Origin of the sequence: Achromobacter sp. SD115 (assembly GCF_017355315.1) — a bacterium.
Lineage (GTDB): Bacteria > Pseudomonadota > Gammaproteobacteria > Burkholderiales > Burkholderiaceae_B > Achromobacter > Achromobacter xylosoxidans_B.
Genome location: NZ_JADIJM010000006.1, coordinates 24,528 through 45,113, shown reverse-complemented (window position 1 = coordinate 45,113; position 20,586 = coordinate 24,528). Strand labels below are relative to the sequence as shown.

General features: G+C 65.1%; 17 protein-coding genes. 5 read left to right on the top strand and 12 right to left on the bottom strand.

Translation table 11 applies throughout. From position 1 onward, the window contains the following. Positions 1-3 precede the first annotated feature (3 nt). From IPU70_RS10370 to IPU70_RS10360, 3 genes are all read right to left on the bottom strand, one after another. A complete protein-coding gene (locus IPU70_RS10370) occupies positions 4-774 on the bottom strand; it encodes an ABC transporter ATP-binding protein (protein ID WP_207467095.1) in 771 nt (256 codons plus the stop codon). Beyond that, positions 774-1,832 (bottom strand): ABC transporter substrate-binding protein, encoded by a 1,059-nt coding sequence (locus IPU70_RS10365; protein WP_207467092.1) that lies wholly within the window; start codon positions 1,830-1,832, stop codon positions 774-776. Before IPU70_RS10365 ends, IPU70_RS10370 begins: the two co-directional genes overlap by 1 nt. A gap of 141 nt (positions 1,833-1,973) precedes the next feature. Next, positions 1,974-4,598 (bottom strand): DNA topoisomerase III, encoded by a 2,625-nt coding sequence (locus IPU70_RS10360; RefSeq protein ID WP_207467090.1) that lies wholly within the window; start codon positions 4,596-4,598, stop codon positions 1,974-1,976. 62 nt (positions 4,599-4,660) lie between these two features. On the opposite strand from IPU70_RS10360, the gene IPU70_RS10355 reads away from it, so the two are divergent. Then, complete coding sequence (locus IPU70_RS10355) at positions 4,661-7,291, top strand: GDYXXLXY domain-containing protein (protein ID WP_207467088.1); 2,631 nt, start codon at positions 4,661-4,663, stop codon at positions 7,289-7,291. Here the strand turns inward: IPU70_RS10355 and gluQRS are convergent. The 4 genes from gluQRS to IPU70_RS10335 form a co-directional block, all read right to left on the bottom strand. Next, the gene (gluQRS, locus tag IPU70_RS10350; protein WP_207467086.1) at positions 7,278-8,174 is read right to left on the bottom strand and encodes a tRNA glutamyl-Q(34) synthetase GluQRS; all 897 of its coding nucleotides are present in this window, start codon (positions 8,172-8,174) and stop codon (positions 7,278-7,280) included. The two genes, IPU70_RS10355 and gluQRS, sit on opposite strands and share 14 nt — an antisense overlap. Before the next feature lie 66 nt (positions 8,175-8,240). After that, complete coding sequence (locus IPU70_RS10345; protein ID WP_042795808.1) at positions 8,241-8,699, bottom strand: DUF494 family protein; 459 nt, start codon at positions 8,697-8,699, stop codon at positions 8,241-8,243. A 240-nt stretch (positions 8,700-8,939) separates the two neighbouring features. Further along, a complete protein-coding gene (locus IPU70_RS10340) occupies positions 8,940-10,964 on the bottom strand; it encodes a TRAP transporter permease (protein ID WP_207467084.1) in 2,025 nt (674 codons plus the stop codon). A gap of 110 nt (positions 10,965-11,074) precedes the next feature. Beyond that, complete coding sequence (locus tag IPU70_RS10335) at positions 11,075-12,034, bottom strand: TAXI family TRAP transporter solute-binding subunit (RefSeq protein ID WP_207467082.1); 960 nt, start codon at positions 12,032-12,034, stop codon at positions 11,075-11,077. Between the two features lie 252 nt (positions 12,035-12,286). Between IPU70_RS10335 and IPU70_RS10330 the strand changes: the two genes are divergently transcribed. Next, a complete protein-coding gene (locus tag IPU70_RS10330) occupies positions 12,287-13,426 on the top strand; it encodes a DSD1 family PLP-dependent enzyme (RefSeq protein ID WP_207467080.1) in 1,140 nt (379 codons plus the stop codon). A gap of 71 nt (positions 13,427-13,497) precedes the next feature. Here IPU70_RS10330 and IPU70_RS10325 read toward each other — a convergent pair whose 3' ends face one another. The 3 genes from IPU70_RS10325 to IPU70_RS10315 all read right to left on the bottom strand — a co-directional run bounded on the left by IPU70_RS10325 (position 13,498) and on the right by IPU70_RS10315 (position 15,550). Next, positions 13,498-13,626, bottom strand: coding sequence for an entericidin A/B family lipoprotein (locus tag IPU70_RS10325; RefSeq protein ID WP_013390837.1), 129 nt, complete (start codon positions 13,624-13,626; stop codon positions 13,498-13,500). A gap of 56 nt (positions 13,627-13,682) precedes the next feature. Beyond that, a complete protein-coding gene (locus IPU70_RS10320; protein ID WP_207467078.1) occupies positions 13,683-13,868 on the bottom strand; it encodes a CsbD family protein in 186 nt (61 codons plus the stop codon). Between the two features lie 140 nt (positions 13,869-14,008). Beyond that, on the bottom strand, positions 14,009-15,550 hold the full coding sequence (locus IPU70_RS10315; RefSeq protein ID WP_207467076.1) for a helix-turn-helix transcriptional regulator: 1,542 nt from the start codon (positions 15,548-15,550) through the stop codon (positions 14,009-14,011). 181 nt (positions 15,551-15,731) lie between these two features. Here IPU70_RS10315 and IPU70_RS10310 point away from each other — a divergent pair, with 181 nt between their 5' ends. Then, positions 15,732-15,983 carry a hypothetical protein gene (locus IPU70_RS10310; protein WP_207467074.1) on the top strand — a complete coding sequence of 84 codons (252 nt, stop codon included), beginning with the start codon at positions 15,732-15,734 and terminating at the stop codon, positions 15,981-15,983. Positions 15,984-16,076: 93 nt separating this feature from the next. On the opposite strand, the gene IPU70_RS10305 is transcribed toward IPU70_RS10310, so the two are convergent. Continuing rightward, the gene (locus IPU70_RS10305; protein ID WP_207467072.1) at positions 16,077-17,042 is read right to left on the bottom strand and encodes a tripartite tricarboxylate transporter substrate binding protein; all 966 of its coding nucleotides are present in this window, start codon (positions 17,040-17,042) and stop codon (positions 16,077-16,079) included. Positions 17,043-17,253: 211 nt separating this feature from the next. On the opposite strand from IPU70_RS10305, the gene IPU70_RS10300 reads away from it, so the two are divergent. Both IPU70_RS10300 and IPU70_RS10295 read left to right on the top strand, forming a co-directional pair. Beyond that, complete coding sequence (locus tag IPU70_RS10300; RefSeq protein WP_207467070.1) at positions 17,254-18,447, top strand: acetylornithine transaminase; 1,194 nt, start codon at positions 17,254-17,256, stop codon at positions 18,445-18,447. 160 nt (positions 18,448-18,607) lie between these two features. Beyond that, the gene (locus IPU70_RS10295; protein ID WP_088143618.1) at positions 18,608-18,937 is read left to right on the top strand and encodes a YegP family protein; all 330 of its coding nucleotides are present in this window, start codon (positions 18,608-18,610) and stop codon (positions 18,935-18,937) included. 88 nt (positions 18,938-19,025) lie between these two features. On the opposite strand, the gene IPU70_RS10290 is transcribed toward IPU70_RS10295, so the two are convergent. Continuing rightward, entirely contained in the window at positions 19,026-20,393 is a 1,368-nt protein-coding gene (locus IPU70_RS10290; protein ID WP_207467068.1) for a Fic family protein, read from the bottom strand. Positions 20,394-20,586: the final 193 nt, after the last annotated feature.

Sequence of the window (20,586 nt, the reverse complement as noted above, 5' to 3'; positions counted from 1 at the left end):
GGTTCAAGCGGCGACGCGGAACTGCTGTCCCAGCACGCTCCATAGGCTTTGCACGTGGGTCACGAACTGCGGCGTTTCGCGCAGCGTGAAGACATCGCGCGGATGCGGGATCTCGATGCGCTCGTCCAGCAGCACGCGGCTGGGCGGACCGGACAGCACCACCACGCGGTCGGACAGCAGGATGGCCTCGTCCAGGTCGTGCGTGACCATGACGATGGTCTGGCCCAGCTTGCGCCAGATCTCGATCAGTTCGCGGTGCAGGTGGGTCTTGGTGTGGGTGTCCAGCGCGCCGAAGGGCTCGTCCAGCAGCAGGATGCGCGGCTCGACCGCCAGGCTCATCAGCAGCGCTACGCGCCGCCGCATGCCGCCCGACAGCTGGTGCGGAAAGGCATCGGCGAACTGGCTCAGGTGGCCCATTTCCAGCAGTTCGGCCACGCGGCGCTCGATCTTGTCGGCGGACACGCCCTGGAACTTCAGGCCCAGCGCGACGTTCTTCCGCACGCTGAACCAGGGCAGCAGCGTGTCCTTCTGGAAGATGTAGCCCAGCGCCGGCGGCACCTGCCCGTCGACCACGCGGCCGTCCACGCGGATGGTGCCGGTGGTCGGGCGCAGAAAGCCCGCGATCATGTTCAGCAGCGTGCTCTTGCCGCAACCCGAAGGGCCGACGATGGAGACGAATTCGCCCTCCGGGATCGTCAGGCTGACCTCGCCCACCGCATGCGTGGTGGCCTGGCGCGTCTGGTAGGCCTTGCCCACCTTGTCCAGCGTGATCATCAGAGGCCCCGGGCGCGGCGCACGAAGCTCATGTTCACGCAACGGTCGTAGGGCACGGTCTTGATCTCGTCGTTGGAGAACTGCCGGCCGTCGCCCATGATGGCCGTCATGCGGTCATAGGCGTCCTGGGTGATGATGTTGTCCTTCAGGAACACCGTTTCCTTGTAGACGCCCAGCGTCTTCTCGATGGCGGCGCGCGGGAAGGCGTTCAGATAGTCGTCGTAGATGGCGTCGGTGACGGCCGCGGCGCTGTTGGCGCTGATGAAGTCCTGCGCGCGGACCAGGCCGGACACGAAGGCCTGCACCACTTCGGGGCGCTTCTGGATGGTGTCCTGCAAGGTCAGGGCCGCGATACCCGGCACGTCGCCGCCCATGAATTCGTTCCACGAGCTTTCAGTGGTGGCGTCGAAGATGGGCACGCCCCAGCCTTCCTGCTGGGCCTGTTCCATCATGGACATGGTGGCCATGCTGGCGGACACGGAGCCGGTCTTGAGCGCGCCCAGCATGGTCGCCAGGTCACCCAGCGGGCGGATGTCCACCTTGTCGGCGACGCCGGCCTTCTGCATCAGGTACAGCGCCATCAGCCAGGTGCTGGACTGCGGCTGGGTCGCGCCCACGCGCTTGCCGACCAGGTCCTTCAACGATTTGATCTTGCCGCTTTCGAAGTCTTCGCGGCGCACGATGACGTTGGCGTAGGTGAGCTTGCGGTCAAAGCCGAACACCAGCGTGGCGGGCTTGCCGGCCAGCGTCAGCGCGGGGGCGGCGGTGGCGGCGGTGGCGCCGAACACGATCTGGCCAGCGGCCAGCAGCTGGTTGGTGCGAGGACCGCTCTGCGAGTTCAGGTATTCGACTTCCAGTCCGCCCTCGCCGAAGTAGCCTTTCTTCAGCGCGACATAACCCGCGGCAAAGAACGGGTCGATGCTGCCCTGGCCGTAGACGACGCGGCCCAGCTTGGGTTGCGCGAACGCGACGCGGCCGTTGACCAGGCTGATGCCGGCCAGCGCGCCTGCGGCGGCCAGCACACGGCGGCGGGTGGTGAAGTCGGGGCTGTTGCTCATGTCTTCCTCGGGTTTGGTCTGGTTGCTGCTGTTTGGCGTAGACAATACCCCAGCAACTGGCGTCCAACAATGGAAAACGCCCGGTTGCCCGGGCGTTGTGCGCGATGGTCGGGTGGCGGCGCGCCAAGCGCCGCGCCCGTTTTACGCGGCGGTCTTTTTCGGCGCAGCCTTCTTCACCGCTTTCTTGACGGCCGTCTTCGTGGCCGTCTTGGTTGCGGTCTTCTTCACCGCGGCCTTCTTGGCCGGCGCCTTTTTCGCAGCGGTCTTGGTCGCGGTTTTGGCAGCCGTCTTGGCCGGCGCGCGGCCCGGTTTTTCCGGACGCGGCTCGAACTCGAAGCCGATCTTGCCGTCCGGCTGGCGGACGAGGAAGGCCTTGAACTTGCGGTTGGTGCGGCTGGAGACGAAGCCGTCGAGCAGGTCAGTGCGGCCGTTGGTCAGCAGCTTTTCCATCTGCTCGCGCGAGATTTCCTGCTGCAGGATGACCTTGCCGGAACGGAAATCGCAGCTCTTTTCAGGGCCGACGGATTTCTCGCAGACGTAGCTCATACCATGCTCGAACACGCGCGACTGGCACTTGGGGCACGAACCCACCGGCGTGTGGCCGGAGAAGTCCACGGCCTCGTTGTCGTCTTCGTCGCTCTGGCCGAAGTCGAACTCCAGCTTGAATTCATCGCTGATGCGCAGGATGGCGGCGAACGGCCGGCCCATCTTGCTGATGAAGCCTTGCAGCGGGCCGATCTCGCGCTTGGCCAGCAGTTCTTCGACTTCCGGCAGCTCGAAGGTGCGGCCGCCCGGGTGCTTGCCGATGGAGAAGTCGCAGGCGGTGCAGGCAAAGCGGCGATAGTTTTCCTTCACCACGGCGCCGCACTTGGGGCACGGCGTCTGCAGCGTGGCGTAGTCGCCCGGCACCGTGTCGCGCTCGTATTCCTTGGCGCGCTTGACGATGACCTGCGTCATCTGCGCGATCTCGCGCATGAAGGCCTCGCGGCCCAGGCCGCCCTGCTCGATCTGCTTGAGCTTGTGCTCCCATTCGCCGGTGAGTTCCGGCGAGGTCAGTTCGGTCACGTCCAGGCCGGACAGCAGCGTCATCAGCTGGCGCGCCTTGGCGGTGGGCACCAGGTCGCGGCCTTCGCGACGCAAGTAGACCTCGTTGAGCAGGCCTTCGATGATGGCGGCGCGCGTGGCCGGGGTGCCCAGGCCGCGCTCGGACATGGCTTCGCGCAGTTCCTCGTCGTCCACCAGCTTGCCGGCGCCTTCCATGGCCGACAGCAGCGTGCCTTCGTTGAAGCGCGCCGGCGGCTTGGTGGTGAGACCCACGGCCTCGACGTCCTCGGTGCGCACGGTCTCGCCGTCCGCCACGGGCACCAGATTGGCATCTTCGCCCTGGGCTTCCTTGCCGTAGACGGCCAGCCATCCCGGGCTGACCAGTACCTTGCCGTCGGTGCGGAAGCGGTGCCCCTGCACTTCGGTCATGCGAGTGGTGACGCGGTATTCCGCGGCGGGGAAGAACACCGCCAGGAAACGCTTGAGCACCAGGTCGTACAGCTTGGCCTCGGCTTCGCTCAGGTCGTGCGGGATCTGCAGCGTGGGGATGATGGCAAAGTGGTCCGACACCTTCTTGTTGTCGAAGATGCGGCGGTTCGGCTTGACCCATTGATTGCCGACCACGGTTTCCGCGTGGCGCGACAGGCCGCCCACGGCGTTGGAACCGCCCTTGGCCAGCGCGCGCATGGTTTCCTGCACCGTGGCGATGTAGTCCTCGGGCAGGTAGCGCGAATCGGTACGCGGGTAGGTCAGCGCCTTGTGGCGTTCGTACAGGGTCTGCGCCAGCGCCAGCGTGGTCTTGGCCGAAAAGCCGAAGCGGCCGTTGGCTTCGCGCTGCAGCGAGGTCAGGTCATACAGGGCCGGCGACATCTGGGTCGACGGCTTGGATTCTTCCGTGACGTTGCCGGGTTGTTCGCGGCAGGCGGCAACCACGCTTTGCGCGGCGGCTTCCGACCACAGGCGCGATTCGCGCTTTTCCGGGTCGCGGTCGTCTTTCTTGAACTGCGGGTCGATCCAGCGGCCTTCGTAGAGGCCGGCGGCCGCCACGAAGGTGGCGCGCACTTCCCAGTAGTCGCGCGGCACGAAGCGGCGGATGCGTTCTTCGCGCTCGGCCACGATGGCCAGCGTGGGCGTCTGCACCCGGCCGACCGGGGTCTTGAAGAAGCCGCCGTCCTTGCTGTTGAAGGCGGTCATGGCGCGCGTGCCGTTGATGCCCACCAGCCAGTCGGCCTCGGCGCGCGAACGGGCGGCGGCTTCCAGCGGCTTGAGCTGGGAGTCGTCGCGCAGGTTGGCGAAGGCTTCGCGGATCGCGGCCTGGGTCATCGACTGCAGCCAGAGGCGCTGGATCGGCTTCTTCACGCCCGCGTACTGAATGATGTAGCGGAAGATCAGTTCGCCCTCGCGCCCGGCGTCACAGGCGTTGATGATGGCGTCGACGTCCTTGCGCTTGGCCAGGCGGACCAGCAGCTTAAGCCGTTCGGCGGATTTCTTGTCGGTGGGGCCCAGTTCGAACTCGGGCGGAATCACGGGCAGGTGCGTGAAGCTCCACTTCCCCTTGACCGGATCGTTGGGCGCGACCAAGCTGAGCAAATGCCCGATACTCGATGCGAGGACGTAACGTTCGCTTTCAAAATAGTCACCCTCCCGCGCGAAGCCTCCCAAGGCGCGTGATATATCAAGGGCCACCGAGGGCTTCTCGGCAATAATCAGCGTTTTATTCATGTGTATCCAGTGGCGGCAGTCCCGCCGTAGTAGCGCGGATAATAAGATCGGAGATTCGCCAGATGCAAGTCGGCACTGAAAGACAAGCGGGATCCGAACTACACGCTTGGCGTCAATTTCTGGCGCGCAGCACCCTCTGGCTAGGTGTTTTGCTGCTGGGAAGCGCCGCGGTTTGTTGGGTCGCCGCCAACTGGCAGGACATGACGAAAGTGCAGCGCTTCGCCGGCGTCCAGGGGTTGCTGGCGGTTTGTGCGCTGGCCGCCGCCTGGGCCGGATTGCGCCTGCGTGCCAGTCCCGGCGTGCGCCGCACCATACCGGGCGCCTTGCTCGCCCTGGCTGGCATCCTGCTTGGCGCGCTGCTCGCTTTACTAGGCCAAACTTACCAGACTGGCGCCGACACCTGGGAATTGTTCGCCTGGTGGGCGCTTTTGCTGCTGCCCTGGGCACTGGCCGCCGGCAGCCAGGCCGTCTGGCTGCTGTGGGCGCTGGTGCTGAATGTGGCGATGGCCCTGTGGCTGGGCGAGCGGGTGTTCTCCTGGATGCTGATATTCGGCGGCCCGGGCGTGCCCGGCCTGATGATGGCCGGCTTGAACCTGCTGCTGCTGCTGGGCTGGGAGTTGGCTGCCCGCCGCTGGCGCGCCAGCACCCTGGTCGGTCCGCGGGTCCTGGCCGCCCTGGCGATCAGCGTGCTGGTGCTGACCCAGATGCTTGGCGACTTCCTGGGCCGCGGCCTGGGCCTCTATAACGGCATCGCCTGGGTCGCGGTGACTCTGGGCCTGGGCTTCTATTATCAGAAGGGCCGGCGCGACCTGATCATCCTGGCCATGCTGGCCGCCGGCGTCATCTGCGTGTCGCTGCGGGTGGCGGGCGAATGGCTGCTGCGTCTGGAGCCCGGCGTCTGGGCGGCCTTGCCGCTGGCGGCGCTGCTGATGGCCGAGGCCGTCTGGGCCGCGCGCTGGCTGCGCCGGCTGGCCGGCGATCCCCAGGCCGCGGTGGCCGCAGCCGCGGACGCCGAGCCGGCCGCGGCTTCGGCCGGCAATTCGGTGGACCCGGCCGAAACCGGCGCGCCGGTCGCGCAACTGGCGGCGGCTCCGGCTCCCCAGGTGGATCCGCCCTGGTATGTGCAGTGCCTGCTGGGCCTGAGCGCCTGGCTGGCGACGCTGCTGCTGCTGGTGTTCGCCGCCTTCTCGGGCTTCATCACGTCTGAAAGCGGCGCGCTGGTGGTCGGGCTGGTGCTGTGCGCCGCCGGCGTGGCGGTGCTGCGCAGCGATGCCGGTCCGTTCTGGCGCCAGTGCGGCACGGCCATGGCCTTTGCTGGGCAAATTTTGATCATCTTCGGGCTGTCCAGCTCGACCTCCTTCGCCAGCGCCTGCGTATTCGTGCTGCTGATGGCGGCCACGGTCTACGCGGTGGGTCCCGACGTCATCCTGCGCTTCCTGAGCGGCCTGCTGATCGCCGCAGCAGGGGCGGGCTTGATCTGGCGCGGCCTGTCGCCCGACCTGGGCGGCGAAGACCTGCTGGACGCCTGGCTGGGCTTCGACGTCATGCGCGCCACCTTCGTGTGGCTGCCCATCGCCGTGACCGGCGCCTGGGCCACCGCCGTCATTTTCAGCGTCAGCCATCGTCTGGGCGGCAAGCGCGCCCATGCGTTGCAGCCGCTGGCCTGGGCCTTCCTGCTGTCGGTGCAAGGCATGGTGTGGCTGGCGGGCGGCCTCTCCGCCCAGCAGCTGCCCGCCATGTGGCAGCTCAATCCGCATACGGCGGTGCTGGTTATCGCAGGCGCGCTATTGCCCGTGGCGGCTGCCTTTGCGGTGCTGTGGCCCCGCCGCCACGTGCTGACAGCGGGCGTCACCTGGGGCGTCCCGATAGCCCTGTTGATCCTGGCGCTGTTCTGGCTGCCCAGTCCCGGCGTGGGTTTCGCGCTGGCCTGGCTGCTGCTGGGCTTCGGCTTGAACCAGTCGCGCCTGGTCGTGTTCGGCGTGATCAGCCTGCTGGCCTACCTGGGCGTCTATTACTACCAGTTGGACGTGCCGCTGCTGCAAAAAGCCTTGTGGCTGGGCGGCGCTGCCCTGCTGCTGTTCGTGCTGCGTGCCCTGGTGTGGCTGGTGCCGCGCCTGATGCGCACGCTGCCGCCCAGCCGCCGCGTTCCCCTGCCGCCGGTCTCGGCGCCGTTGCGCTGGCGCACGCTGGCCATTCTGGGCGGACTGGCGCTGGTGCTGGTGGTTGCCAACGGCGGCATCTGGCAGCGTGAAAAGCTGCTGGCCTCGGGCAAGGTGGTCATCCTGGAACTGGCCCCGGTGGATCCGCGTTCGCTGATGCAGGGCGACTACATGGCGCTGAACTTCGCGGCCAGCCGGGAAGTCACGCGCCTGCGGCTGGGCGGCGAGCGTCCCGAGGCCGAGGAGTCCGTCATGGGCTACGAGCCGGACGGCTATGTGATGCTGCAGACCGACGCGCGCGGCGTGGGCCAGCCGCTACGCATCCAGCCCGATACGCATCCGCATACGGATGGGGAAGTGCCGTTGCGCTATCGCATCCGCGACAACAGCGTGCGCATCGTGACCAACGCCTATTTCTTCCCGGAAGGCCAGGCCGAGCGCTATCAGGTCGCCAAGTACGGCGAGCTGCGCGTGGCGGATAACGGCGAGGCCTTGCTCGTCCGGATGCTGGACCAGGACCTCAAGCCGCTGTAGCGGCGGGCAGCGGGAAGCGCCGCGCCCATTGCGCGGTGGCTTCCCGCAGGAAATAGCTGCGGTCCGTGGCGTCTATGGGGTCGAAGCCCAAGGCGCGCCAGGCGGCCATCAGCGCCGCCAGGGGCGCGCCGGTGTCGATGGGTGGGGCGCCGTTCTGCTTGGACAGTTTCAGGCCGCTGGCGGGGTCCAGGATCAGCGGCACGTGCAGGTAACGCACCGGCGGCAGACCCAGCAGCCGGCCCAACACGCGCTGGCGCGCCGTGGAACTCAGCAGGTCCGCGCCGCGCACCACGTCGGTCACGCCTTGCGCGGCGTCGTCCACCACCACCGCCAACTGGTAGGCCCATAGGCCGTCAGCCCGCCGCAGGGCGATGTCGCCCACGGCCTGCGCCACGTCCTGTTCCTGAGGCCCCAGCCAGCGGTCCACGAAATGTTCTACGCCTTCCGGCATGATCACGCGCCAGGCGCGGGCCACGCGGCCTTCTGGAAGGCCATGGCGGCAGGTGCCGGGATACGGGCGTTCGCCATCGGCGCCGGGTGCGGTCTGGCCGCGCAACGCCGAATCGGCGATTTCGCGCCGGGTGCAGCCGCAGCCGTAGATCAGGCCGCGCGCGGTAAGGGCGTCGAAGGCGGCCTGATAGGCGTCGTTGCGGCGCGATTGCCACATGATGTCGCCGTCCCAGGCCAAGCCCAGCGCATCCAGCTGGCCCATGATGACCTCGGCTGCGCCCGGCACCGTGCGCGGCGTGTCCACGTCTTCAATGCGCAGCAGCCAGCGTCCGTTCTGGGCGCGCGCGTCCAGCCAGCTGGCCAGCGCGGCCACCAGCGAGCCCGCATGCAGCGGGCCGCTGGGACTGGGGGCGAAGCGGCCGACGTAATTCACGATGGGATGCCCGCGCGGCCTTGCGCGCGGGATGGGAGTAACGGCATCAAGCGAGGCGGATGCCGGTCAATGCAGCAGGCGCGTGCCGTCCTCGTCCAGCAGCTCTTCCAGGACCAGATTGTCGATCTCGGCTTCCTGGCTCCAGAGAACCATGAGGGCGATGATCTTGATCTTGGACAGCGGCACGGGCGTTTCCGGCGAAGCCAGGCCCCGGTCGATGACGATTTCGCGCAGCGGCGCGGGCAGCACGCCAGCCGATTCCAGGAAGGCGATGAAGCCGATGGATTCGGTGCCGAGCTGCTGGTATTCGTTGTCGGTGTAGATCCGGGTGCCGGTAGCGGGGGCCTGGGCGAGATCGACGCAACGTTCGGTGGTTTCGGCCAGGCCGTAGAGCCAGCCGAGGGCGTCGTCGATGTCTTCGTGCTCGAAACCGGCGGCGGCAAGCCGCTTTGCGAGCACGTCGGCCGCAGGACAGGCTTGTGGCGTGTAGTAATTCTCGTACAGATAAACCAGGATATCGAACATATGGCGCAGTTTTGTGCCTGTGTGCACAGTCGGCCCGGAGATCGGCAGACCAGCAAACATGAATTTTACTTTACGCTGATTTATAGGGTCGGGCAACCGGCCGGAAGGTGGAATGTTGTATGGCGTCACCTTACGACAACACGCGCACATTTTCCGCCTAAATGCTGCCAATATTCATGATTCGGAGCAAAAAGGGGCGGGCCTCGCAGATCCGCCCCTTTTTGTGTGCAGGCCGTTTCGTCAGGCGGCCTTGGGGGCGCTTTCCAGCTTCAGCTGCGCCAGTTGGCGCATGAACACCGGGATGCAGATCGCCAGCCCGATCAGGCCGCTGGTCAGCCCGGGCAGGATCGTCAGCAAGGCGCCGATAGTGCACAGCCAGCGCTCCCAGCTCTTCATGCCCACCAGCATGTAACGCGAGAAAGCCGCCGACAGCAGCACCAGGCCGACCATGCAACCGAACAGGGTCACGAAGAAGTCGTACCAGGTGAAGCCCTGCACCGAAATCAGCAGCGACGGCGAGAACACGAACACGAAGGGCACGATCAGCTTGGTGATGCCCAGTCTGAAGGCCGTGTTGCCGGTCTTGAACGGATCGCTGCCCGCCATCCCGGCCGCCGCATACGCCGCCAGCGCCACCGGTGGCGTGATGTCCGCCAGGATGCCGAAATAGAACACGAAGAAGTGCGCCGCGATGGGCTGCACGCCCAATTGCACCAGCGTGGGGGCGGCCACCGCCACCATGATCAGGTAATTCGCCGTGGTGGGCACGCCGCAGCCCATCAGGATGCAGACGATGCCGGTCATGATGAGTGCCGCGATCAGCGTCAGCGTTTGCATGTTGGCCAGCGCGTCGGGGATGATCATGGCCGCACCGCCCGCCAGCGCCTGCGAGGCCGAGATCACGATGTACGAAATCTTGAAGCCCACACCGGTCAGCGTCACCACGCCGATCACGATGCCCACCGTGCCCGCCGCCGCGCCCACCGCCAGCGCGTACTTGGCGCCGGTCTCGAAGGCTTCGTACAGGTCGCGCCAGCGCAGCCGCTGGAACGGATTCAGCAAGCCCACCAGAATGCAGCCGGTGATGCCGGCGAAGGCCGCCAGGTACGGCGTGCGGCCGCTGGCCAGCACACCGATCAGCAGGACCAGCGGGATCAGCGTCGGCCAGCGCATCTTGAACGATTGCTTGAGCTTGGGCATTTCCTCTTCGGTCAGGCCGCGCAGCCCTTCGCGCTTGGCCTCGAAGTGCACCTGCATGAACATGCCGAAGAAGTACAGGAAGGCCGGGAAGATACCCGCGATCGCGATCTGCTGGTACGGAATGCCCAGGAACTCGATCATCAGGAACGCCGCCGCGCCCATGATGGGCGGCGTGATCTGCCCGCCCGTGCTGCTGGCCGCTTCCACGCCGGCGGCAAAGTGCCGCGGATAGCCGATGCGGATCATCGCCGGGATGGTCAGCGAGCCCACCGTGACCGCGTTGGCCACCGACGAACCCGACAGCATGCCGAACATGGCCGAACCGAACACCGACACCTTGGCCGGCCCGCCCGCATAACGCCCCGCCACCGTCGACGCCACGTCCAGGAACAACTGGCCCAACCCGATGCGGGTCGCCAGCACGCCGAACAGCACGAAGTGGAAGACGTAGGTCGCGACCACGCCGACCGCTACGCCATACACGCCCTGGCTGGTCAGGTACATGTGGTTGACGACCTGCGACCAGGTATTGCCGGCATGCTTGAGCAGACCCGGGAAATACGGCCCGAACATGGCATACGCCATGAACACGATGGCGATGATGGGCAGTGGCCAGCCCATGGCACGGCGCGTGGCCTCCAGCAGACCGATCAGCAGGATGGACCCCATCAGCACGTCCATGGGCAAGGGATTGCCCACGCGGAACGCCAGGTCCTCGAAAATGTAGGGGATGTACAGCACCGACAGCGCCAGCGCGATGGCGATGATCCAGTCGTACAGCGGAATGCCGCCGGGCGAAAACCAGGTGGACTTGGGCTGGCGCTGGTAGTGCGACTTGGAAAAGCCGAACACCAGGAAGATCAGGCTCAGCACGAAGGCCAGGTGCACGCCGCGGTGCGTGGCCTCGCGTAGCAGGCCGAAGCCGGCGGTGTAGTAGTGAAACAGGGATAAGGTAACGAGCAGGCCTGACACGATCCAGGTAGCCGTCTTGTCCAGCGGCCGGAAGCGGATTTCCGAATCGTACTTTTCCGCCAGCTGCTGGGTCTTCTCGTGGTCTATTTCCATCGCCGTGAGTCTCAGGTGATACAGCAAGCAGGGCCGCTCGTGGCGGCCCTGCTCAAGCACGACGTTTCAGATTGCGCCGTGGTCTATCCGTGAAAGAAGCATCGGCTCGCTTATTTCAACAGGCCGACTTCCTTGTAGAACTTCTCCGCGCCCGGGTGGAACGGAATGCCCGCGCCCTTGACGGCGTTTTCCTTGGTGATGAGCTTGCCCTTGGCGTGGCCGGCGTCCAGCGTCTTGCGCGTGGCGTCGCTGTACAGCGCCTTGGTGACGTCATACACCACCTGGTCCGGGATCTTGGCCGAGGTGACCATCTGCGCGTTGACCGAGATGGTCTTCACTTCCGGAATGTTCTGGTACGTGTTGGCGGTGATCACGTCAGGCGTGAAGAACTCCTGCTTGCCGCGCAGCGCATCGATTTCCGGACCCACCAGCGACACCAGTTCGATATTGCCGGTGGAGGCCAGTTCGGCGATCGCGCCAGCGGGGGCGCCGCCCACGAAGAAGAACGCGTCCAGGCCGCCGTCCTTGAGCTTGTCGCCGGCCTGGTTGGGCTTGAGGTACTCGGCCTTGATGTCCTTGTCGGTCAGGCCGTAGGCGCCCAGGATCAGGCGCACGTCCACCAGGGTGCCGGAACCCGGCTCGTCCATGGACACGCGCTTGCCCTTCAGGTCCGCCACGCCCTTGATGCCCGAGCCCTTGCGCGTCACCAGATGGATGCTTTCCGGATACAGCGTGGCGATCAGGCGCAGGTCCTGGGCCTTGGGCTTGCCTTCGAAGGTGCCGGTGCCGCTATAGGCCCAGAAGGCCACGTCGGACTGCGTGAAGCCGGCTTCGAACGAGCCGCCCATGACGCCGTTGATATTGGCGACCGAACCATTGGAAGCCACCGCGGTGGCGATGAGCTTGCCCGGCTGCGACACGGCATTGCCGATGATGCCGCCCACGGGGTAGTAGGTACCGGCGGTGCCGCCGGTGCCGATGCGGAAGAACTGCTGGGCCTGCGCCGAACCGGCGGCGCCGACGGCGGCGGCCGCGATGGTCAGGGCGGTGATCCAATTCTTGAGTTTCATGCGAGCTTCTCCGGATTCCTGCTGCGGATATCGATAATGTGATTTCTGCCGATGGGCGAATTCCCCCGGCAAAAACGCGCCTCCCCTCGGGGGCTTTCTTTATGATGAAATTCTGTCATGCCCACCCTCTGTAGCCAATGATTACAGGGCTATGGTTTTCCAGGGGGTCGCATCGCCCAAGGTTATGGGTGGTCCCGCTTTGGTTATGGTGTGCGGTTACATCCCTGCAGTGCTGATAACGGAGTTTCCAAGATGTCCCAGGAAGTCATACGCGGCATAGCGCTGCCCCCCGCCGCCCAGCCGGGCGATCCCCTTGCCCGCGTCGACACGCCCAGCCTGGCGCTGGACCTGACCGCTTTCGAAGCCAACCTGCGCGCCATGCAGGCCTGGGCCGACCGCCACGAAGTGGCCCTGCGGCCGCACGCCAAGGCCCACAAATGCCCGCAGATCGCGCTGCGCCAACTGGCGCTGGGCGCGCGCGGCATCTGTTGCCAGAAGGTCAGCGAAGCCCTGCCCTTCGTGGCCGCCGGCATCCACGACATCCACATCAGCAACGAAGTGGTCGGCCCGGCCAAGATGGCGCTGCTGGGCCAGCTGGCCCGCGCCGCCAAGATCAGCGTCTGCGTCGACAACGCACAAAACCTGGCGCAGCTGTCCGCCGCCATGGTGCAGGCCGGCGCCGAGATCGACGTGCTGGTGGAAGTGGACGTGGGTCAGGGCCGCTGCGGCGTGTCCGACGACGCGACCGTGCTGGCGCTGGCGCAGCAGGCGCGCTCGCTGCCGGGCTTGAACTTCGCAGGCCTGCAGGCCTATCACGGCTCGGTGCAGCATTACCGCACGCGCGAAGAACGCGCCACGGTATCCCGTCAAGCGGCGCGCATTGCTGCGTCCTATGCGCAGTTGCTGCGTGAAAGCGGCATCGCCTGCGACACCATCACCGGCGGCGGCACCGGCAGCGTGGAGTTCGACGCCGCCAGCGGCGTCTACACCGAACTGCAGGCCGGCTCTTATGCCTTCATGGACGGCGACTACGGCGCCAATGAATGGGGCGGCCCGCTCAATTTCCAGAACAGCCTGTTCCTGCTGTCCACGGTGATGAGCACGCCCACGCCCGACCGCGTGGTGCTGGACGCCGGCCTTAAATCGGCCTCCGCCGAATGCGGCCCGCCCGCCGTCTACGGCGAGTCCGGTCTGACCTGCATCGCCATCAACGACGAGCACAGCGTGGTGCGGGTCGAGTCCGGCGCCACTGCGCCCGCGCTGGGCACCGTGTTGCGTTTGGTGCCCGCGCACGTGGATCCGACTTTCAACCTGCACGACGGCCTGGTGGTGTTCAAGGAAGGCGTGGTGCAGGACATCTGGGAAATCTCCGCGCGCGGCTTCTCGCGCTGAATCAGGACGCCCGAACGCAAAATGGCCGGCGCGCCATCAAGCGCGCCAGCCGAGCACGGGTTCCCGCAGGCCTACTGGGCCTTTTGCTGGATCTTTTCCCCGCCGCGTTCGATGTCTTTGCCGGCGCCTTCCATGGTGTTGCAGCCGGCCGTGATGGCGGTTATTGCCAGCAGCAGCGCAAGCCAGATTCGATGCGTCATTTTTTTCTCCTTTCGGCGTTCATGAGCGTAGCGGGTCATGCCGAAGGGCAGCCGCGCTATTTCTTGTTCAGCAAGTCGCGTGCCTGATCCTTGGCTTCGCCTACATTGCGTTGCACCTTGCCTACGGTTTTCTCCGCCTTGCCTTCGGCTTCCGTCTGGCGATTGCCCGTCAGCTTGCCGGCCGTTTCCTTGATCGAGCCTTTGACTTCCTTGGCTGCGCCCTTGATGCGGTCGTTATCCATGTTGTCGCTCCTAATTCCAGGTTGCGTGAAACCGCGCCGGAGGACCCCTCGGGCCTGGACTCCAGCGGCGGACGAACCCACTATAGGAAGCGTATGACGTGCGCGTAAGAAGCGCGCGCATCAGATCGGCTGGTACTTTTCTACCGAATCTTGTGGACTCGCTTTTGAGCCTGCTTGTCAGGCTGCTTCTGCGCCTGCTTGCGCGCCGGCTTTTCATAGCCCACGATGCCGCGCTGCCGCGCCCAGATGATGGCGGCGCTGCGCCGGTGCACGTCTAGCTTGCTGTACAGCGCCGCCACGTGATTGCGCACCGTGTTGCGCGACAGATGCAGGTTGGCCGCAATCTCCGGGTCCGTGTTGCCCTGGCACATCAAGCCCAGGATCTCGCGCTCGCGCGGCGTCAGATCGGCCAGTTCGCTCTGCCCCTGCGGCGCGCCCTGGGGCGTGCGGATCTGCGCCAGCTTCTCGATGACGGTGCGGCTGAACCACGAGGTGTCCTGCATTACCGTCTCGATCGCCTCCATCAGTTCGACCTCGTTGCGCTTGCGTTCGGTGATGTCCTGGATCGCCGCCAGCACGCAGGGCTGGTCCTGGATGGATACCGGCGCGGCCGACACCAGGCAGTCCAGCAGCGCGCCCTCACGCGTGCGCAGCGCCATTTCCTGGCTGCGCACGCTGGCGCCCTGTTCCAGCGAGGCCATGGCGCAGTCATAGGCTTGCGGGTCCGTCCACAGCTGCGCCAGCGCGTCCTCGTCGCGCGCCAAGGTCTTGGCGTCATAACCTGTTGTGGCGACGAAGGCATCGTTGACCTCCAGCAGCTTGCCTTCCGTGCTGCTCAGTGTCATGGGTACGGGCGCCAGACGGAACGCCGTGGCGAAACGCTGTTCGCTATCGCGCAGCGCCGTCTCGGCCTTGCGGCGCGGCTCCAGATCGTTGAAGGTGAACAGCATGCAAGGCTGTTCCGCGACCTCGATGGGCTGGCCGGCCACGATCACGAGCTTGGTGCCGCCGTCGCGCACCGCAATGGTGGTTTCCGTCTGCGGAATGGTGGTTCCTTCCGCCAGCCGGTGCAGCGCATCGTCGCGTTGCGGCGTGTCGCCCAGCACGTCCAGCTGGCGCAGCGTCTTGCCCAGCACTTCCTCGCGCTTGTAGCCGGTCATCGCCAAAAATCCTTCATTGACCTTGATGTGGCGCAGGTCCGCCAGCGAGCAGATCACGGCCGGCGCGGGGTTGGCGTTGAAGGTTCTTTCGAAGCGCTCTTCCGCGTTGTAGCGCTCGGTCACGTCCAGCAGCACCAGCACCATGCCTTCCGCCACGCCCTGCGCATCGCGCAGCTCCAGATTGCGCACCTGATGCATGCGGCTGAACGCCGGATCGCGCCGGCTGGTCACTTCCACCACCACATCCTTGTAGGCATCGCCCGCCAGCGCGCGGTCCAGCGGGTACTGCGCCGCGCGTAGCGCGCGATGGTTGCGATAGTGCAGCGTAAACGCCTTGCGGTAGCCGGCGGCGGTGCCGCCCAACGCGGCCAGATCGGTCGCGCCATGCATGGCCAGCGCCGTGTCGTTGGCCCAGACGATGCGCTTGTCCTGGTCCAGCAGGATGATGCCCTCGATCAGGCCGTCGATGATTTCCAGCAGATGGCGGCGTTCCGTCGTGAACGCCGTGGCGGTCTTCTTCATCCTGACTCCTCGGTGTGCAAAACCGGGCCGCTGGCGCGCGGCCGCAAGATAGGAAGAAAGTACTAGATAAAGTCGTCCCGCGTGATCTGGGCGTGCGCGGACCAGGCTTCTATCGTGGTCCTGCACCGATACGCGTGCTGCTTCGCGTGAAACGCTTTGCGTGAATCTTCAGGAGAGTTCCATGAACACGAACCAGAAGCCCGGCGATCCCTCCAACCAACCCGGCATAGACCCGTCCCAGCGTCCCGGCCAAGAACCCGGCGGCGCGCCGGAGAAGCAGGCGCCCGGCCAAGTGCCGGGCCAACCCGGTCCCGATGACGTCGACCCGGGTCGCATGCCGCCGGAAGTGCCCGGCAATCCGGGGCAGCCCGCAGAAAAGCCCCGGCAACCCGGCGAGCCCGGACGGCCGGGCCAGCCGGGTGATCCGGCTTAAGCCGGCCCACCCATAGCTTTACCTCAGCCCATCATGCAAACCGCCCCGACGATGCGGGGCGGTTTGTTGCGGGCGTAGCGTCTTGCGTTCTTGTCAGTCGACCTGCGCGCCCGACTGCTTCACCGCTTCACCCCACTTCGTCACTTCGCCCGCGATGAAAGCCCCCGTCGCATCAGGCGTCAACGGCATCGGCTCGGCGCCGCGGTCGCGGAAGAACTTCTGCATGTCCGGCGAATTCAGCACCTGGCCGATCTGCTTGCTCAGATAGCCCGTCACCTCGGCCGGCGTATCGCGCGGCGCCAGCACCGCCGCCCAGCCGATGGCCTCGAAACCCGGATAACCCGATTCCGCCACGGTCGGCACGTCCGGCAGCTGCGGCAGGCGCTTGGCCGTCGTCACCGCCAGCGCCACCGCCTTCTTGCTCTGCACATGCGGCAGGCCGGCAGTCACCGAGTCCACCATCAACGGCACCTGATGCCCCAGGAAATCCGCCTGCGCCGGGCCGCTGCCCTTGTACGGGATGTGGCGGATGTCGATCTTCGCTGCCGCCTTGAACATCTCGGCCGACAAATGCTGCGTGCCGCCAATGCCCGCGCTGGCATAGGCCAACTCGCCCGGATTGGCGCGCGCCTGCGTCACCAGCTGCTTGAGCGAGGTAATGCCCGAAGCCGGCGTCGCCAGGAACATCAGCGGCACCGAGAACACCCCCGACACCGGCGCAAAATCCTTGGTCAGGCTGTAATTGATGGTCTTGTACAGCGTCTGGTTCACCGCCGCGGCAGAGCCCGCGATCACCAGCGTGTAGCCGTCCGGCGTCGCGCGCGCCGCCTGCTCCATCCCGATATTGCTGCCCGCGCCCGCGCGGTTCTCCACCACGATGGGCTGCTTCACGGCCGCGCCCAGCTTTTCGGCCAGCGCGCGCGCAAAGATATCGGTCGCCTGTCCGGGCGGGAACGGCACGATCAGGCGGATGGGGCGCTCGGGAAAATCGGCATGCGCGGTCGCCGTGGCCGCCGCCAGCGCCAGGCCGGCGGCAAGACTGGAAAGAATACGTTTCATGATTGGTCAGTAAAAAGCGACAAAGGGCTGCGCGCAGGGGCGCGCCTGTTGCATAAAATGTAGCTCCCGCGCTGGCGGCCCTTTTGAGGCGGCCCGGGCGGATCGGCAGGGGGTGTGTCACGATAGCATCCCCCCGTCGGTGCTAAATTCGCCTATTGGCATCGTCCAATTACTTTCTCACCCCCTGTTCTCTCATTCCGCAGGAACCGCCATGGAATTCAGCCAGTTCAAGACCAACGCCCTCATGGAGATCACCTCCCGCCCGGACCTCGTGTTCGTGCGCGGCCAGGGATCCTGGCTGGAGGATCACGCGGGCAAGCGATACCTGGACTTCGTCCAGGGCTGGGCCGTCAACACCCTGGGCCACAGCGCCCCGGAAATGCAGAAGGCCCTGCTGGACCAGTCCAAGCTGCTGATGAACCCCTCGCCGGCGTTCTACAACCTGCCCTCCATCGAACTGGCCGAGCGCCTCACCGGCGCCTCGGTCTTCGACCGAGTCTTCTTTGCGAACAGCGGCGGCGAAGCCAACGAAGGCGCCATCAAGCTCGCCCGCAAATGGGGCCAGGTGCACAAGAAAGGCGCCTACAAGATCATCACCATGAACCACGGCTTCCACGGTCGCACGCTGGCCACCATGTCCGCGTCCGGCAAGCCGGGCTGGGACAAGATGTTCGCCCCGCAGGTCGAAGGCTTCCCCAAGGCCGAAATCAACGACCTGGAATCCGTGCGCAAGCTGATCGACGACCAAACCGTCGCCATCATGCTCGAACCCGTCCAAGGCGAAGCCGGCGTCGTCCCCGCCACCAAGGAATTCATGCAAGGCCTGCGCAAGCTGGCCGACGAACACAAGCTGCTGTTCATCGTTGATGAAGTGCAGACGGGTATGGGGCGCACGGGCACCATGTTTGCGTACCAGCAATCGGATGTTGTGCCGGACATCATGACGCTGGCCAAGGGTATTGGCGGCGGCGTGCCGCTGGCTGCGCTGCTGGCTCGTCAGGAAGTCTGCGTGTTCTCGCATGGGGACCAGGGCGGCACGTACAACGGTAACCCGCTGATGGCTGCTGTTGGTGTTGCTGTGTTCGATGCGCTGGCTGCACCCGGCTTCATGGAATCTGTCAACGCCCGCGCCAAGCATCTGTCCGAAGGTCTGCTGGCCCTGTCGGCCAAGTACGGCATGAAGGGCGAACGCGGCATGGGTCTGCTGCGTGCGCTGGTGATGGATCGCGACGACGGCCCTGCAATCGTCGAAGCCGCGCGCAATCTGGCGCCCAACGGCTTGCTGCTGAATGCGCCGCGCGGAAACCTGCTGCGCTTCATGCCGGCCTTGAATGTGACGGCTGAGGAAATCGATACGATGCTGGCGCAGCTGGATGGGTTGATTGCGCAGGTGCGCAAGGCGTAATCGAAGCGATACGTTAAGCAGTGACGACGAGGGCCGCGATTAGCGGCCCTTTTCTTTGGTATGTCCTGAACGTAATGCATGGACTATCATCAACCGGCATTCATGTGTGTGCATCGCAGTATCGACCCATTGTTGAACTAGCCAGATATTGGAGGTTTCCATGAGCGGTTACTACGAGTTGAAGCGCAGCGGCGATCAGTACATGTTTAATCTGAAAGCCGGGAATCATGAAGTTATTCTGACGAGCGAGCGGTACACCACCAAAGCCAGCGCTCAGGATGGAATTGCATCCGTTCGGCAGAATTCGCCGATCGATGAGCGCTATCAGCGCAAGACGGCCACCAACGGTTCGCCTTATTTCTCGTTGAGCGCGGCGAATGGGCAGTCTATTGGACGCAGTGAAATGTATTCGAGCGCAGCAGCTCGAGATGCGGGGATTGCGTCTGTGAAGACCAATGGGCCAAGCACTGTAGTGAAAGACAATACCTGAGTGGTTGGGGCGTAAGGCCTGATTCGCATCCATCGGTGTCGGGACTAGAGAGCCGCAATGTTTGCGGCTCTTGTTCCGCTGGTTTGCTTCAGTGCGGCCGCCCGGCCTCGACCCATTGTTGGACTAGGTCCATCGACAAGCGATAGCGCGCGCAGTTGTACACATCCAGTATGCGCAATTCTTGCGCCAGTATCGGGCGGAATAATTGAACATCGTCTTCGGACAAGCCCAGCGCCGCTGTTGCGGCGTCGGCCGTTCGCTGCTCACGTAGCACCCGGCCAATCGCTTCGTTCAGTTTTTCCCGAAATCGGAATCGCACCGGATCCGGCACGCCCGCAGCGTTGAGTTGCACGGCGTACTTGCGGATCGAGCGCCGATAGGCCCAGGCAAACAGTTCTGTCGCCAGCGTTACGTCGCCGTATTCATAGACCCCCAACATGGCGTAGACGTAGTCCTGTACCTCTACGTCCAAGAAGGACAGCGGCGCGCAGTTGTAAAGCATCAGCGGAATGTTGGCCGCCAGGCGGCTGGTGCGCTTGTTGCCGTCTTCGAAAGGCTGAAGATACGCAAGGTTCACCCACAGAAAGAATCCCGCTTCGACGGGGTTCTTGATAAGCCGAGCTTTCTCCACAATTTGGTCGAACATTTCCTGCAGCAACAAGGGCGCCTGGAGCGGCACGTAAGTCGTGTCCCCGATGTTGACCACGATCTGGCGGATGCGGCCCAGGCCGTCCGTATTGGCCAATAGTTCCTCCAGCAGGATCGCGTGAAGGTTGCCGATCACGGCGGACGTCAGGCCATGTGCGGGCACCGCATCGACCAGGAACTCGATGGCCCTCTTATGGTTGAGCAGCATAACTGCATCCAGATCTTCCCCGGCCATTCCGTGCTTGAAGAGTTCCTGCGTGGCCAACAAGGAATACCGGTTGCCTTCCAGTCGAGACGATGACCAGGACAGGTCGAGCAGCAGCGGCTCCAGTACGCGACGCGCGTAAGTCCCGGCTGGCGACTGACCTGGCATGCGGCCTTCGTCGGCCAAGTCTTGAGCTAGCGAAGACGGCAGCAGGGAGCTTTGGTTCGGCACATAGCTGTCTACGAAGGTGCGTTCGTATCCCACAGGCGCTCGCGCCGCCAACGGCTGCCGAAGCCGGGCCAGCAGGGCTTGACCACGCTCAGACCAGATCATCCCGATGGCCTCGGACGCCGGCTCCGCCAGCCGCGTGGCAATGGTCGTTGGGAGCATCGATGCGGGTGTTTCGTCCGCAATCCGATAGCGAGTGGCCCGGCCCTGCCCCTCGCGCAGTATCGCGCCGACTTTGCGCAGGTTTTCCAATTGGCGCTTAACCGTGGACCAACTGACGCCGGTTCGGTAGGCCAGTTCGCTGGAACTCACCCAGGGTAGGTTCTCGCGCCGCTGGGCGCGCAGGAACTGAAGAATGTCTTCGCGGACGGTCATGGCAAGAGCTGAAGATGTTGAATCAGCTCAATTTAGCAGTAATCAGCTCAAGAAATGAGCTGATTTGGTCTGATTTTGAGCTGATTCCCAATGCGTCCGCCCGAGGAAATCGATTGCCACGATTGCGTCACTCACGCATCAACGCCAAAACGAGTACTTTGCCGCCAACAGAGATGATGGCGGCATTCCGAAG